Source organism: Bradyrhizobium genosp. SA-4 str. CB756 (assembly GCF_000473125.1).
Taxonomy (GTDB): Bacteria; Pseudomonadota; Alphaproteobacteria; order Rhizobiales; family Xanthobacteraceae; genus Bradyrhizobium; species Bradyrhizobium arachidis.
The window spans coordinates 2,873,993-2,887,412 of the sequence record NZ_KI421499.1; the positions used below are offsets into that span (position 1 = coordinate 2,873,993).

General features: G+C 64.5%; 14 protein-coding genes. 13 read left to right on the plus strand and 1 reads right to left on the minus strand.

Annotated features, from left to right (window positions below; genetic code table 11):
- The first annotated feature begins 32 nt into the window (after positions 1 to 32).
- From nagZ to surE, 9 genes are all read left to right on the plus strand, one after another.
- Positions 33 to 1,061, plus strand: a complete 1,029-nt coding sequence (gene nagZ / locus BRAGE_RS0114145) for a beta-N-acetylhexosaminidase (protein WP_027559336.1) — start codon at positions 33 to 35, stop codon at positions 1,059 to 1,061.
- Positions 1,058 to 1,897, plus strand: coding sequence for a segregation and condensation protein A (locus BRAGE_RS0114150; RefSeq protein ID WP_025036467.1), 840 nt, complete (start codon positions 1,058 to 1,060; stop codon positions 1,895 to 1,897). The genes nagZ and BRAGE_RS0114150 overlap by 4 nt, the downstream gene beginning before the upstream one ends.
- Positions 1,898 to 1,918: 21 nt before the next feature.
- On the plus strand, positions 1,919 to 2,671 hold the full coding sequence (gene scpB, locus BRAGE_RS0114155; protein ID WP_027559335.1) for an SMC-Scp complex subunit ScpB: 753 nt from the start codon (positions 1,919 to 1,921) through the stop codon (positions 2,669 to 2,671).
- Between the two features lie 167 nt (positions 2,672 to 2,838).
- Complete coding sequence (locus tag BRAGE_RS0114160) at positions 2,839 to 3,075, plus strand: twin-arginine translocase TatA/TatE family subunit (RefSeq protein ID WP_027559334.1); 237 nt, start codon at positions 2,839 to 2,841, stop codon at positions 3,073 to 3,075.
- A gap of 88 nt (positions 3,076 to 3,163) precedes the next feature.
- Positions 3,164 to 3,694: a Sec-independent protein translocase protein TatB gene (gene tatB / locus BRAGE_RS0114165; protein ID WP_027559333.1), complete on the plus strand. Its 531-nt coding sequence runs from the start codon at positions 3,164 to 3,166 to the stop codon at positions 3,692 to 3,694.
- Positions 3,691 to 4,503: a twin-arginine translocase subunit TatC gene (gene tatC, locus BRAGE_RS0114170; protein WP_027559332.1), complete on the plus strand. Its 813-nt coding sequence runs from the start codon at positions 3,691 to 3,693 to the stop codon at positions 4,501 to 4,503. Before tatB ends, tatC begins: the two co-directional genes overlap by 4 nt.
- A 138-nt stretch (positions 4,504 to 4,641) precedes the next feature.
- On the plus strand, positions 4,642 to 5,973 hold the full coding sequence (serS, locus tag BRAGE_RS0114175; RefSeq protein WP_027559331.1) for a serine--tRNA ligase: 1,332 nt from the start codon (positions 4,642 to 4,644) through the stop codon (positions 5,971 to 5,973).
- Between the two features lie 256 nt (positions 5,974 to 6,229).
- Positions 6,230 to 6,592, plus strand: a complete 363-nt coding sequence (locus tag BRAGE_RS0114180; RefSeq protein ID WP_027559330.1) for a hypothetical protein — start codon at positions 6,230 to 6,232, stop codon at positions 6,590 to 6,592.
- 102 nt (positions 6,593 to 6,694) lie between these two features.
- Positions 6,695 to 7,462: a 5'/3'-nucleotidase SurE gene (gene surE / locus BRAGE_RS0114185; protein WP_027559329.1), complete on the plus strand. Its 768-nt coding sequence runs from the start codon at positions 6,695 to 6,697 to the stop codon at positions 7,460 to 7,462.
- 3 nt (positions 7,463 to 7,465) lie between these two features.
- Here the strand turns inward: surE and BRAGE_RS0114190 are convergent, their stop codons facing one another.
- Positions 7,466 to 7,837, minus strand: a complete 372-nt coding sequence (locus BRAGE_RS0114190; protein ID WP_027559328.1) for a response regulator — start codon at positions 7,835 to 7,837, stop codon at positions 7,466 to 7,468.
- Positions 7,838 to 8,078: 241 nt separating this feature from the next.
- Between BRAGE_RS0114190 and BRAGE_RS0114195 the strand changes: the two genes are divergently transcribed.
- The 4 genes from BRAGE_RS0114195 (at position 8,079) to BRAGE_RS0114210 (ending at position 13,392) form a co-directional block, all read left to right on the plus strand.
- Positions 8,079 to 8,729, plus strand: a complete 651-nt coding sequence (locus BRAGE_RS0114195; RefSeq protein ID WP_027559327.1) for a protein-L-isoaspartate(D-aspartate) O-methyltransferase — start codon at positions 8,079 to 8,081, stop codon at positions 8,727 to 8,729.
- A 109-nt stretch (positions 8,730 to 8,838) separates the two neighbouring features.
- Positions 8,839 to 10,224: a LysM peptidoglycan-binding domain-containing M23 family metallopeptidase gene (locus tag BRAGE_RS0114200; protein ID WP_027559326.1), complete on the plus strand. Its 1,386-nt coding sequence runs from the start codon at positions 8,839 to 8,841 to the stop codon at positions 10,222 to 10,224.
- A 378-nt stretch (positions 10,225 to 10,602) separates the two neighbouring features.
- Positions 10,603 to 11,598 (plus strand): formylglycine-generating enzyme family protein, encoded by a 996-nt coding sequence (locus tag BRAGE_RS0114205; protein ID WP_027559325.1) that lies wholly within the window; start codon positions 10,603 to 10,605, stop codon positions 11,596 to 11,598.
- Positions 11,599 to 11,613: 15 nt separating this feature from the next.
- Positions 11,614 to 13,392 (plus strand): arylsulfatase, encoded by a 1,779-nt coding sequence (locus tag BRAGE_RS0114210; RefSeq protein ID WP_231164033.1) that lies wholly within the window; start codon positions 11,614 to 11,616, stop codon positions 13,390 to 13,392.
- Positions 13,393 to 13,420: the final 28 nt, after the last annotated feature.

The following is a 13,420-nucleotide window of genomic DNA, read 5'->3' on the forward strand; positions in this document are numbered from 1 at the left end:
ACCCCCTCGCAGGGCAGGGTTAATCGGCCCTTATGAGCACGCGGGCCTTCATTACCGGCGTTTCCGGAACGGAACTGACCGCCGCCGAGCGGGAGTTTATCCGCAGCGAACGCCCATGGGGTTTCATCCTCTTTAAGCGCAATGTCGCGACCCCGGCGCAAGTTGCTGCGCTAGTTGCGGAATTACGGGCCGTTGCAGGCGCCGCTGACGCCCCCGTCCTGATCGACCAGGAGGGCGGACGGGTGCAGCGGCTGGGCCCGCCGCACTGGCCGGTCTATCCGCCAGGCGCCGTATTCTCGACCCTGTACGACACTGATTCGGCGCTCGGTCTGACCGCTGCACGGCTCAGTGCCCGCCTGATCGCGGCCGATCTGGCCGATCTCGGCATCACCGTGGACTGCTTGCCGCTGGCCGATGTGCCGGTGCCTGGGGCCGATGCCGTCATCGGAAACCGGGCCTACGGCACCTCGCCGGACAAGGTCGCGGCGATCGCCCGCGCGGTCACCGACGGCCTGGAGCAGGGCGGCGTGCTGCCGGTGCTCAAGCACATTCCCGGCCATGGGCGGGCCACCGCCGACACCCATTTCAAGCTGCCGACGGTCGACACGGCCAGGGACGAACTCGAGCGGACCGACTTCGCGGCGTTCAGGCCGCTGGCGGGCCTGTCGATGGCCATGACTGCACATGTTGTGTTTAGCGCCGTCGACCCCGCCCATCCGGCGACGACTTCTGCGACAATGATCGCTCAGGTGATTCGCGGCGCAATCGGGTTCCAGGGTTTGTTAATGAGTGATGACGTGTCGATGAACGCGCTGGCGGGCACGATCGCTGATCGGACCCGCGCCATCTTCGCGGCTGGATGCGACATGGCTCTGCATTGCAACGGCAACATCGAGGAGATGCGCGAGGTCGCCGGTCAGACACCTGAACTGTCGGGCAGGGCGCTGGAGCGGGCGAACGCCGCGCTCGCCGCACGCAAGCCGCCGCAGCCGTTCGACCGTACGGCCGCGCGCACTGAGCTGGACGCATTGATCGCACGGGCAAACACGGCATCCGCATGACCGCAGAAATCCTATCGTTTGAAACCGGGCGGCCCGCAGAGCTCGCCGAGGGTGAGCCGGCGCTCGTGGTGGACGTCGAGGGCTATGAGGGCCCGCTCGACCTGCTGCTCGCGCTGGCGCGGCAGCAGAAGGTTGATCTCGCCAAGATCTCGATCCTGGCGCTGGCGGACCAGTACCTCCATTTCATCGAAGCGGCGCGGAAGATCCGGCTGGAGCTTGCCGCCGACTACCTCGTGATGGCGGCTTGGCTCGCTTTCCTGAAGTCGCGCCTGCTGCTGCCGGAGCCGCCGAGTGCGGAGGGGCCGAGCGCGGAGCAGATGGCGACGGCGCTCGCCAACCGTCTGCGCCGTCTGGAAGCCATTCGCGAAGCCGCCAACCGGCTGATGAACAGGCCGCAACTGCAGCGCGACATCTTCCCGCGCGGCGAGCCCGAGCAGATCGCCGAGATCAAGCATCCGAAATACACCGCAACGCTCTATGACCTGCTCACCGCCTATGCCGCGCAGCGCCAGTCGCGCGTGCTGGCGAGCGTGCATCTGGCCAAGCGCACGGTCTGGTCGCTCGCGGAAGCGCGCGCCACGCTGGAGCGGCTGGTCGGCAGCATCACCGAGCAGGACGATTGGGGCGTTCTCGACGACTTCCTGATCCGCCATGTCGCTGATCCCACGCAGCGCGCCACCGTGTTCGCCTCGAGCTTCGCCGCCGCGCTCGAGCTGGTGCGCGAAGGTCAGCTCGAGCTCAATCAGAAAGAGGCGTTTGCGCCCATCTATTTCCGAAAAGGGCGTCCTAAACCGGTTCCGGACGCAGCTCCTGCGCCCGACGCGCCGGTCGCTTAAGTGCAAGAAGGAGAATCTGCCATGGCAAGCCTGGCTGAAGTGCGGGTAGAAGAGGCCGAGCCGATGGAGAACGAATCCCAGGCACGTCCCGAAGAATTGCGGCTGCTGGAAGCGCTGCTGTTCGCCTCGAGCGAACCGCTGGACACCGCGACGCTGGCCAAGCGCATGCCCGAGGGCGTCGACGTCAAGGCCGCTCTGGAGCAGCTCCAGGCCGACTATGCCCTGCGCGGCGTGAACCTCGTCCGCGTCGCCAACAAATGGACCTTCCGTACCGCCGGCGATCTGGCTTGGCTGATGACGCGCGAGAGCCACGAGACGCGCCGCCTGTCGCGCGCGGCGATCGAGGTGCTGGCGATCATCGCCTACCACCAGCCGGTGACGCGCGCCGAGATCGAGGAGATCCGCGGCGTCGTGACCTCGAAGGGCACGCTCGACGTGCTCTTGGAGACCGGCTGGATCAAGCCGCGCGGCCGTCGCAAGACGCCCGGCCGCCCGCTGACCTTCGGAACCACCGAGGACTTCCTGTCGCAGTTCACCCTGGAACAGCTCGGCGATCTGCCGGGCCTGGAAGAGCTGAAGGGCACCGGCCTGCTGGATTCGCGTCTACCGACCGGATTCAGCGTGCCGACGCCGTCGGACGACCCGGCATTGCGTGAGGACGAAGATCCGCTGGAACCGGGCGAGGACCTTGATCTCGCTTTGGCGCCCGCGGTCGAGCCCGAAGCGCCGGAAGGCGGCAATGAGGGTGGTGGCGAAGGCGGCGCTGAAGAGTGATGTCCGGGCCCGTCGCGGGCTACCTGCGACCAGTTAACACTAGCAAGATTACGTAGCGCCAACAGCGAATTGGCGCTGCCTTGGTCCTTGTTTTTGACACCCGCCAAGCCTAGGTTTCGGTAAAGATCGGCCGGGTCCCCGGCCATGCGCGTTTGGAGGGTTGCAGGATGGGTTCACTCAGCATTTGGCACTGGATCTTGGTGATCGCAGTGGTCCTGCTGCTGTTCGGCCGCGGCAAGATTTCGGATCTGATGGGCGACGTGGCGCAGGGCATCAAGGCGTTCAAGAAGGGTATGCAGGACGACGACAAGCCTGCCGACAAGCCCGCCGAGCCGGCCAAGTCCATCGAGCACAATGCCGCGCCGACCGCGGCGCGCTCCGACGTCGGCAGCAAGGCCGTCTGAGCCAGAGAGCACGCGAGACGCGGGTAGCGGCCCGATCCTGCGCGCAAGGGATTGGGCCGGCAGCGGCCTCGCGTGAACGGAAGACCTCATGTTCGACATCGGGTGGAGTGAACTGGTCCTGATCGGGGTCGTGGCCCTGATCGCCATCGGCCCGAAAGAGCTGCCGGGCGTGCTGCGCATGGTCGGGCAGTGGATGGGCAAGGCGCGCAAGATGGCCGCCGAATTCCAGGGCCAGTTCCAGGAAGCGATGCGCGAGGCCGAAATGGCCGACCTCAAGAAGAGCTTTGACGAGGTCAAGGAAGCAGCCACCGGGTTCAATCCGCTGACCTCGCTCCAGAAGGACGTCAGCGACGCGCTCCGTGTCGATGCGCTGGACAAGCCGGCCGAGACGTCGACGACGACTGCTGTCGAGCCGCCGGCGACTTCAAGTGAAGCGCCGGCGACGCCAACCACACCGGAGGCCCCGACGCCCGAGACCTTCGTGGAAGCCGAGGTGCATGCGGCCGTGAACGAGCCGCTCGCGATCACCCGTGAGGTCGAGCAGGCACAGGCCGCCCAGACCCCGGTCACTCAGGACACTGCGCCACCCGAGGCGATCAAGGACGCCAAAGCGTCATGACCGACGCCGATATCGAGGCCAGCAAAGCCCCGCTGATGGACCATCTGATCGAGCTGCGCTCGCGGCTGATCAAGGCGCTGCTCGGCTTTGGCGTGGCTTTCATCTTCTGCTTCTTCTTCGCCAAGCAGATCTACAACGTGCTGGTCTGGCCGTTCGTGTGGGTCGCAGGGCCCGAGAATTCCAAGTTCATCTACACCGCGCTGCTGGAATATTTCATCACGCAGCTGAAGCTTGCGCTGTTCGGCGCCGGCTTCATCTCGTTCCCGATCGTCGCCACGCAGATCTACAAGTTCGTGGCGCCAGGGCTTTACAAGCACGAGAAGCAGGCCTTCCTGCCGTATCTGGTTGCGACCCCGTTCTTCTTCGTGCTGGGCGCGGCGCTGGTCTATTTCGTGGTGCTGCCGATGCTGGTCCGCTTCTCGCTCGGCATGCAGCAGGCCGGCAGCGACGAGACTGCGCAGATCCAGCTCTTGCCCAAGGTCGGCGAATATCTGTCGCTGATGATGTCGCTGATCTTCGCCTTCGGCATCGCCTTCCAGCTTCCGGTGATCCTGACGCTGCTCGGCCGCGTCGGCATCATCACCTCGAAGATGCTGCGCGAGAAGCGCCGCTATTTCATCGTCATCGCCTTCGTGATCGCGGCCGTGCTGACCCCGCCCGACGTGCTCAGCCAGTGCTCGCTCGCGATTCCCCTGCTGGCGCTCTACGAGGGCTCGATCATCGCGGTGGGGATGGTGGAGAAGAAGGCGGCGGCTTCGCAGGCCGCGACCGGCACCGACGTGTCGACGCCGGCCAATCCGGCCGAGTAGGGGCACTTTCGCTCTATGATGTCGCTGCTCAGCCCATGATTCGTCATGCCCGGGCTTGACCCGGGCATCCACGACTTGATCTAAGGCGGCAGACACGTGGATGGCCGGGATAAACCCGGCCATGACGGGAAGACAGCCATGCACGACATCAAATCGATCCGCGACAATCCGCAAGCCTTCGACGCCGGCCTTGCCCGGCGCGGCCTGAAGCCGTTGTCGGCCTCGCTGCTCGCGATCGATGAGCGCCGCCGCGCGGCTATCCTGGCCTCGGAGCAGGCGCAGGCGCGCCGCAACGCCGCTTCCAAGGAGATCGGCGACGCCAAGAAGGCGAAGGACGAGGCGCGCGCCGCCAAGCTGATGGCCGAGGTCGCCGAGCTCAAGACCACGATGCCGGAGCTCGAAGCCGCCGCGAAAGCGGCCGACGAGGAGCTGACGAAAGAGCTGTCGGCGATCCCGAACATTCCGTTCGACGAAGTCCCCGATGGCATCGACGAGCATGGCAATGTGCAGCACCACGTGTTCGGCAGCAAGCGCAGCTATGGCTTCACACCGAAGCTGCACGACGATCTCGGCACCGCGCTTGGCTACATGGATTTCGAGGCGGCGGCAAAGCTCTCCGGCGCGCGCTTCGTCGTGCTGAAGAAGGGGCTGGCGCGGCTCGAACGCGCGATCGGCCAGTTCATGCTCGACCTGCACACCAATGAGCACGGCTACACCGAGATCAACCCACCGCTGCTGGTGCGCAACGAGGTGATGTTCGGCACCGGGCAATTGCCGAAATTCGAGGACGACCAGTTCTGGGCGATCAAGGGCGAGCTTCTCGCATCACCCGATCATGAGCGACTGAAGACCGAGCGCCTCGGCCTCATCCCGACCGCGGAAGTCTCGCTCACCAATCTCGTGCGCGAATCCATTCTCGACGAGAAGCAGCTGCCGATGCGCCTCACCGCGCTGACGCCGTGCTTCCGCGCCGAGGCGGGCGCGGCCGGGCGCGACACGCGCGGCATGATCCGCCAGCACCAGTTCACCAAGGTCGAGCTGGTCTCGATCACAACGCCTGAGACCAGCAAGGACGAGCTGGAGCGGATGCTGTCCTGCGCGGAGCAAGTGCTCCAGAAGCTCGGCCTGCACTACCGCGTGATGACGCTGTGCGCAGGGGATATGGGTTTCTCGTCACAAAAAACCTATGACATCGAGGTCTGGATGCCCGGGCAGGGCGAGGGCGGCATGTTCCGCGAGATTTCGAGCTGCTCGGTCTGCGGCGACTTCCAGGCGCGGCGCATGGATGCGCGCTCGCGCGGGCCGGACGGCAAGCCGCGCTTTGTGCACACGCTGAACGGCTCCGGCACTGCGGTCGGCCGCGCGCTGATCGCCGTGATGGAGACCTATCAGCAGGAGGACGGCTCGATTGCCGTGCCTGATGTGCTGCAGCCCTATATGGGCGGCTTGAAAGTGGTCGGGCGCGACTAAAGCGCGATGAGATTGGGATGAATCGTCATCGCGCTTTAGGTTGTTGTTTGAGCATGATCTTTTCGGAAAACCGCTTCGCACTTTTCCGGATCATGCCCTAGAGCGTCGTCGCGCGAAGTGGATACCGCCTCGCGCAAAGAAAAGGCGTCAAGCAAGAATTGCGCGTTGCTCGCCTGAAACCAGAGAAACGTTTGGTTGCGAAGATCGGGCGGCTGGTTATCCTGCCGGCCACCCGACAATGCGAACCCGACCGTTCATGGCCTTGCACCGCGATATTTTCTGGGTCGGCAGACAATGGGCGGTGACGGGTGCCGGCATCCAGGCCGTCGATCAGCGGCTGCGCGGCGTGCTCGACATCGAGATCGCGCGGCTCTGGGACGACGATCTCGTGGGGAGCCGGCGGGCCAAGCCCGGCGTCAATGCCGGTGATTTCGACAAGGCGCTGACGGTGGCACGCGAACGTTTTCCGCAGTCGCCGAGCGCGGACCCGATCGTTGCGCAACTGGAAGCACTCGGCGTGATCGACGCTCCCGTCGTGAGCGCGGTCGTGCCGGCGATGAAGCTGCGTGCCGAAGGCCGGCTCGCGCGCTTCCTGCCGCAATGGCGCATCCGCCGGTAGCCGGCGGTCCGGGAACCGGATGCGCCCAGGCTGCCCGGTTTGCCTGATCGGGCATAGCCGGTTAAGACGGCTCGGACCAAGCTTCAGGAAACGACCTTTCGCATGCGCATTCTCTGCACCAATGACGACGGTATCCATGCCCCCGGCCTCAAGGTCGTGGAGGAGATCGCGCAGGCGCTGTCCGATGACGTCTGGGTCGTCGCGCCCGAGCTCGACCAGTCCGGGGTGTCGCATTCGCTATCGCTGAACGACCCCTTGCGCCTGCGCGAGGTCGGCCCGCGGCACTTCGCCGTGCGCGGCACGCCGACCGACTGCGTCATCATGGGCGCGCGGCATATCCTCGGCACCAAGCCGCCGGACCTTGTGCTGTCGGGCGTCAACAAGGGCCGTAACGTCGCCGAGGACGTGGTCTATTCCGGCACCATTGCCGGTGCGCTCGAAGGCACCATCCTGGGGCTGCCGTCATTCGCGCTGTCGCAGGAGTTCAGCGTCGAGACGCGCGAACGGCCGCCGTGGGACACCGCGCGCAAGTTCGGCCCGGACATCCTGCGCAAGGTGATCGCCGCCGGCATCCCCAAGGACACCGTCATCAACGTCAATTTCCCGTCCTGCGCGCCGGAGGATGTGCTGGGCATCCGCGTCACGCGCCAGGGCAAGCGCAATCTCGGCTTCCTCAGGATCGACGAGCGCAGGGACGGCCGCGGCAATCCCTATTTCTGGATCGGCTTCGAGCGCGCGGCGATGATGGACACGCCGGCGGACGGCACCGATCTCGCGGCACTTCGCGAGCGCTACGTCTCGGTCACCCCGCTCCGGCTCGACCGCACCAATGAGGCGTTTTCCGAAGCGCTGAGCGCGACGCTGAAATAGCGGCTAGCCGCCGCGAAGCGCGGCTTCGATGGTCTTGCCGAGCGCGTCGAGCTGGAACGGCTTCTGCAGCGCCGGGCGATCGCGGTACTGCTCGGGCAGGCCGGAGGAGCCGTAGCCGGTGGCGAAGATGAACGGGCAGCCCTTCGCCTTGATGAGGTCCGCGACCGGCGAGATGACCTTCCCGTTGACGTTGACGTCGAGAATGGCGATGTCGAACTCGGTCGCCTGGGCGAGCCGCATGGCTTCGGTGATATCGCCGGCCTCGGCGGCGACCTTGTAACCGAGCTCTTCGAGCATGTCCGCGACCATCATCCTGATCATCACCTCGTCCTCGACGAGGAATACAGAGCGGCCCGAAAGCCCTGTCGCAGTCATTGTCGTTCAGTCCTTGCCCATTTGCAGAAAACGTTCGCAGATAACGCGAATCGACGCAATGCGCGTTTCGGCGAACGGACGCCTGAAAATGGCCTTTGCGGTCAGGCCTATGCAAGCCAATTTGTGGTCAAATACTCCAGCAAAAAAGCTATCATGGGTTCCTGAGCAGGAACAAGATTCTTGGCGCGGGTCTTAGCAATGGGCGCGACGATCCGGACCTGACGAGACGATACAAATAGCGATGACCCCCAATCAGCACCCGCCGGAAAAGATGATGTTTCAGCTCACGCTGAGGCGTCGGGGCATCAGCGATCAGGCGGTGCTGCGGACCATGGAGGAGGTGCCGCGCGACGAGTTCGTCGATGAGGCCGATCGCGAGGGGGCCTATCGCGACAGCGCGCTGCCGATCGCCTGCGGGCAGACCATCAGCCAGCCCTTCGTCGTCGCCTACATGACCGAGCAGCTCCAGCTCCAGAAGCAGCACCGCGTGCTCGAGATCGGCGCCGGCTCCGGCTACCAGGCCGCGGTGCTGTCGCGGCTCGCAGGGCAGGTGCTGACGGTCGAGCGCTATCGCAGGCTTGCCGACACGGCGCGCGCCAGGCTCGAAAAGCTCGGCTGTCACAATGTCGAGGTGATGCTCGGCGACGGTCTCAACCTGCCGCCCAATATCGGCCCGTTCGATCGCATCATCGTCACCGCTGCGGTGGAGCAGCTTCCGGAGAATCTGGTCGAGCGGCTCGAGGTCGGCGGCATCCTGATCGCCCCGGTCGGCCCGCATCAGGGTGTGCAGACCCTGATCCGGCTGACCCGGACCGAAGCGGGGATCGAGCGCAGGGAACTCGTCGAGGTGCGCTTCGTGCCCGCGCTGCCGGGCGTGGCGCGGGAGCTGTAGAATTCCGGATCGGCTGTGCTGCCAACATCTTATTGGGAGGGTTAAGCCGTTATTTACTCGGCGGGTGTTTACTTAAAAGACCAGTTCTGTTGCGTACGAGTGAGTAACCATGTCTGTCGTCGCCGAGTTGCTTTACTCGCGCCGCGTGCCGCAGGTCGCGGTGCTGGCGCTGATTTCCTTCAGCTTCGCAGGGTGCAGCGCCGACATGTCGTCGCGGCTGTCCCAATCGAACTTCTCCAATCCCTTCTCGTCTGAGCAGACCGGTTCGGTGCAGCAGGCCCCGCCGCCGCAGCGTGAGCTGCCGCAATATGCGCGGCCTCAGACCCAGCCCGGCTACTACCAGTCGCAGCCTTTGCCGCCGCCGGCCGTGTCCGCACCGCAATCCTATCCCGTCACATCGGGTGGGGGCGTGTCCGGAGGCGGGCGGGGTGTCAGCTCCTATGCACCCCCGGCACAGCCCCACCTCGAGACCACCGCCACCGTGCCGCCGCGCTCGGTCGCGGCAGCCCAGCCGGCCGGCGGGACCAAGATCATCGTCGGCACCAGCGACACGCTCGACGTGCTCGCCAAGCGGTATCACGTCACGCCGCAGGCGATCCTCGCCGCCAACGGTTACAAGGGCCCGCGCGCGCTTTCGCCGGGTCAGCAGCTGATCATTCCGCATCCGGCCACGGCGGCTGCACCGGCGCCTGCTGCGGTCGCGGCGGCTCCGGCGATGGCGCCTGCTGCCAAGCCCGTTGCGGCCGTCGCCGCGCCGCCGAGCATCCACTTCGTCAATCGCGGCGACACGCTCGCCAGCATCGCCCGCAAGAACCACATCTCGGCGACCGAGCTCGCCCGCGCCAACGGCCTCGAGCCGTCGGCCAAGCTCAAGCTCGGCACCAAGCTGAACGTGCCCGGCGCCAAGACCGTCGCGGTTGCCGCGCCGGTTGCTCCGGCCCCCGTCGCGGCTGCGCCGGTTGCGGGCACGCTCCAGCCCGTCGCGGCCGCTCCCGTTCCGGCGACCAAAATGGCGGCTGCCGCTCCCGTGCAGAGCGCGCGTCTGGCCCAGGCTACCAATGTCGAAGAGAAGCCCGTCGAGACGCCGGCGAAGGCTGCGGAAGCCACCGGCGCGCTGCCGACCTTCCGCTGGCCGGTGCGCGGCAAGGTGGTCACGACCTATGGCGCCAAGACTAACGGCAAATCCAATGACGGCATCAATCTCGCGGTGCCCGAGGGCACCCCGGTCAAGGCGGCTGAAGACGGCGTCGTTGCCTATTCCGGCAACGAGCTGAAAGGTTACGGCAATCTGGTCCTGGTTCGGCACTCCAACGGCTACGTCACCGCATATGCCCATGCGAGTGAGCTGTTGGTGAAGCGCGGTGACACCATCAAGCGCGGTCAGGTCATTGCCAAGTCGGGTCAATCCGGTGAGGTGGCGTCGCCGCAGCTCCACTTCGAGATCCGCAAGGGATCGAGCCCGGTTGACCCGCTTCAATTCCTGAACGGGGCGTGAGGCAAGGGCCCACGGAGTCGGGCGCGCAATCACCACAAATATGCTGTCATCGCCCGCCTTGTGCGCATTGCGCACTCGAGCGGGCGATCCACTATTCCAGAGGCGGCGGTCGCCAAGCCGAGATGCTGCCTCGAACCATGGCTCACTGAGTCTTTTGCGAGCGGAAAATCAAATTTCGAAAAACAACCCCATGCAAAGTAGCCGATGGCTGTCGGTGCGATCTTCTAGTGTTTTGAGTTTGCTTCGGTTTCGACGGCGCAGCGGAGAGTGCCAGCGTGAAAGACCCGATCCGGTACCCTTGATCTAGATCAACCTAGAAGAGTGGCGTTCCGTTTCCGTAGCGGCGCAGGCCAATGACGCACGGGTCCGGAGATTGGCATGAAGCTGGTTGATACGAAATCACCGCCTCACTCCGGACAATCGCTCCAGCATCCAGCAGATGAGGGAATGCTGTACGTGCCGGGCGGCACGTTTCGCATGGGTTCGGATCGGCACTATCCGGAGGAAGCGCCGGTCCACCGCGTCACCGTGGATGCGTTCTGGATGGATCGCCATCCAGTGACGAACCGGCAATTCAAGGCGTTCGCCAGAGCTACCGGCCACGTCACCGTTGCCGAGATCACGCCCGATCCAAAGGACTATCCCGGAATGCTCCCGCATATGATCTACGCGGGTTCGCTGATGTTCTCTCCGCCCGCGTATCCGGTCAGTCTCCAGGATTTCAGCCAGTGGTGGACCTTCGCCAAAGGCGCGGACTGGCGGCATCCCTACGGGCCGGGCAGCGACATTCGTGGGCTGGACGATCATCCCGTCGTGCATGTGGCGTTCAGCGACGTGATCGCCTACGCAAAATGGGCCGGCAAGGATTTGCCGACCGAGGCGGAATGGGAATTCGCGGCGCGCGGCGGGCTGGATGGCGCCGAGTTCGCATGGGGAAATGAATTTGCGCCCGAGGGCCGTCACATGGCCAACACCTGGCAGGGCGAATTTCCACGCCAAAATACCGGCGACGATGGGTACGAACGGACATCGCCGGTCACCGCATTTCCGCCGAACGGATACGGGCTGCACGATATGATCGGCAACGTCTGGGAGTGGACGTCCGACTGGTACTCGCCTCGGCATGAGGCCGACGCTGCAAAAGCCTGCTGCATTCCAGAGAACCCGCGCGGCGGCCGCGAGGCCGACAGCTACGACCCCAGAACGACCAACGTCAAGATTCCACGCAAGGTCATCAAAGGCGGCTCGCATTTGTGCGCGCCGAACTACTGCCGGCGCTACCGGCCGGCTGCGCGGCATGCCGAGCCGGTCGACACATCCACAAGTCATCTTGGATTTCGGTGCATCAGGCGAGGTGTCTCTAACGCATCATAACGGGAGAGCAATGCCATGTTGAATTGCATATTCAATGACAAGCTTTCGGTTGCAACGCCGGGCAAGACGCGGAGCTGGATCAAGCGGTCCTGTCTAGCGCTGCTCAGTGCGACAATAATGATACCGTCGCAGGAATTGGTCAGCACTCCGGCAGCCGCCCAGCAGCCGGCGCAAAAGCCCAACATCCTCTTCATCATGGGTGATGACATCGGCCTGTATCAGCCGAGCATCTACCATCGCGGCCTGATGGTCGGCGAGACGCCCAACATCGATCGCATCGGCAACGAAGGAGCGATCTTCACGCATTACTATGCCGAGCAGAGCTGCACCGCGGGCCGCAATGCCTTCTTCACCGGCATGCATCCGCTGCGAACGGGAATGATTCCTCCGCAATTGCCCGGCAGCCCGTCCTATTTGCGGCCCGGCACCCCGGCGCTCGCCAAGTTCTTGCTCGATCTCGGCTACAACACCGGCGAATTCGGCAAGAACCATCTCGGCGATCACACCGACGCACTGCCAACCGCGCACGGCTTCCAGGAATACTGGGGCTACCTGTATCACCTCGATGCTATGCAGGGCGTGAGTTTCCCTGACATCAACAAGTCCCCCACCCAGCAGACGGTTGCTCCGCCATGCAAGAATACGCCGATCCCCGGCATCCCGGAGGTACCGGGCGCGGTCGATCCGAAAACGGCGGTTTGCCTGACGCCTCCGCGCAACATCCTGTCGTGCAAGTCCGATGGTACGGGCAGGACTCAGCAGTGCGTCGACCAGGGCCCGCTGACGCTCGAGCGATCGAAGGGTGTCGATGAGGAAATCTCGGCCAAGGTCATCGACTTCCTCGATCGCAATGATCCGAAGACGACAGGCAAGCCTTTCTTCGTCTGGTACAACCCAGCGCGCATGCACATCACGACCGTGCTGAATGACAAGTACGCGGCCATGGTCGGCGAGCCCGGTGGCAAGGACTGGGGCCTCAACGAGGCCGGCATGAAGCAGCTGGATGACAACGTCGGCTATGTGCTGAAGAAGCTCCAGGACATGGGACAACTCGACAACACGATCGTCGTGTTCACGACCGACAACGGTGCCGAAACCATCACCTTTCCGGACGGCGGCACCACGCCGTTCAAGGGCGGCAAGCTGAGCACCTGGGAAGGCGGCATGCGCGCACCGGCGCTCGTTCGCTGGCCGGGGGTCATCAAGCCCGGTACCATCAAGAACGACATCTTCGCGTCACTCGACTGGCTGCCGACGTTTGTCAGCATCGCGGGCGGCGCAAAGGGAGACGAGTTGAAGAAGCGCATCGAGGCCGGCCAATATCCCGGCATCGTCAAGACGACGCTCGATGGCGTCGATCAGGCCGAGTACCTTTCCGGACGTTCGGAAAAGTCGGCGCGCGATACCTTCTTCTACTATTCGGGCAAGGATCCGTCGGCGGTGCGCTACAAGAACTGGAAGATCTACTTCACGATGGTGTCCGACGCGCCGCAGGGCTTTATTGCCGGAGCGCTTCCTTATCACTGGGCCCAGGTCGTCAATATCAAGCGAGACCCGTTCGAGACCTCCATTGGTGCACAATACAAGACACTCATGGGCCTGGGCGGCGTCATCGGCTCCCCTTCTACAGCCTACGTCTATGACTGGAACATGCTGCCCATCGGCCAGGCGCTCTGGCTGAAGGAACTGGAGAGCTATATTCCGTACCCGCCGCTCCAGGACCCGGCGAGCTACAACCTCGAGCAGGTGCTGCAACAGGTCAAGCAGGCCAAAATCGCCGGTCGCAGCGACTAGTGGATCAGTATGAATGGCGGGCGTCGCT

Coding starts and splice junctions, on each gene's coding strand:
- nagZ (WP_027559336.1), top strand. CDS start 33: ATGAGCACGCGGGCCTTCATTACCGGCGTTTCCGGAACGGAACTGACC.
- BRAGE_RS0114150 (WP_025036467.1), top strand. CDS start 1,058: ATGACCGCAGAAATCCTATCGTTTGAAACCGGGCGGCCCGCAGAGCTC.
- scpB (WP_027559335.1), top strand. CDS start 1,919: ATGGCAAGCCTGGCTGAAGTGCGGGTAGAAGAGGCCGAGCCGATGGAG.
- BRAGE_RS0114160 (WP_027559334.1), top strand. CDS start 2,839: ATGGGTTCACTCAGCATTTGGCACTGGATCTTGGTGATCGCAGTGGTC.
- tatB (WP_027559333.1), top strand. CDS start 3,164: ATGTTCGACATCGGGTGGAGTGAACTGGTCCTGATCGGGGTCGTGGCC.
- tatC (WP_027559332.1), top strand. CDS start 3,691: ATGACCGACGCCGATATCGAGGCCAGCAAAGCCCCGCTGATGGACCAT.
- serS (WP_027559331.1), top strand. CDS start 4,642: ATGCACGACATCAAATCGATCCGCGACAATCCGCAAGCCTTCGACGCC.
- BRAGE_RS0114180 (WP_027559330.1), top strand. CDS start 6,230: ATGGCCTTGCACCGCGATATTTTCTGGGTCGGCAGACAATGGGCGGTG.
- surE (WP_027559329.1), top strand. CDS start 6,695: ATGCGCATTCTCTGCACCAATGACGACGGTATCCATGCCCCCGGCCTC.
- BRAGE_RS0114190 (WP_027559328.1), bottom strand. CDS start 7,837: ATGACTGCGACAGGGCTTTCGGGCCGCTCTGTATTCCTCGTCGAGGAC.
- BRAGE_RS0114195 (WP_027559327.1), top strand. CDS start 8,079: ATGACCCCCAATCAGCACCCGCCGGAAAAGATGATGTTTCAGCTCACG.
- BRAGE_RS0114200 (WP_027559326.1), top strand. CDS start 8,839: ATGTCTGTCGTCGCCGAGTTGCTTTACTCGCGCCGCGTGCCGCAGGTC.
- BRAGE_RS0114205 (WP_027559325.1), top strand. CDS start 10,603: ATGAAGCTGGTTGATACGAAATCACCGCCTCACTCCGGACAATCGCTC.
- BRAGE_RS0114210 (WP_231164033.1), top strand. CDS start 11,614: ATGTTGAATTGCATATTCAATGACAAGCTTTCGGTTGCAACGCCGGGC.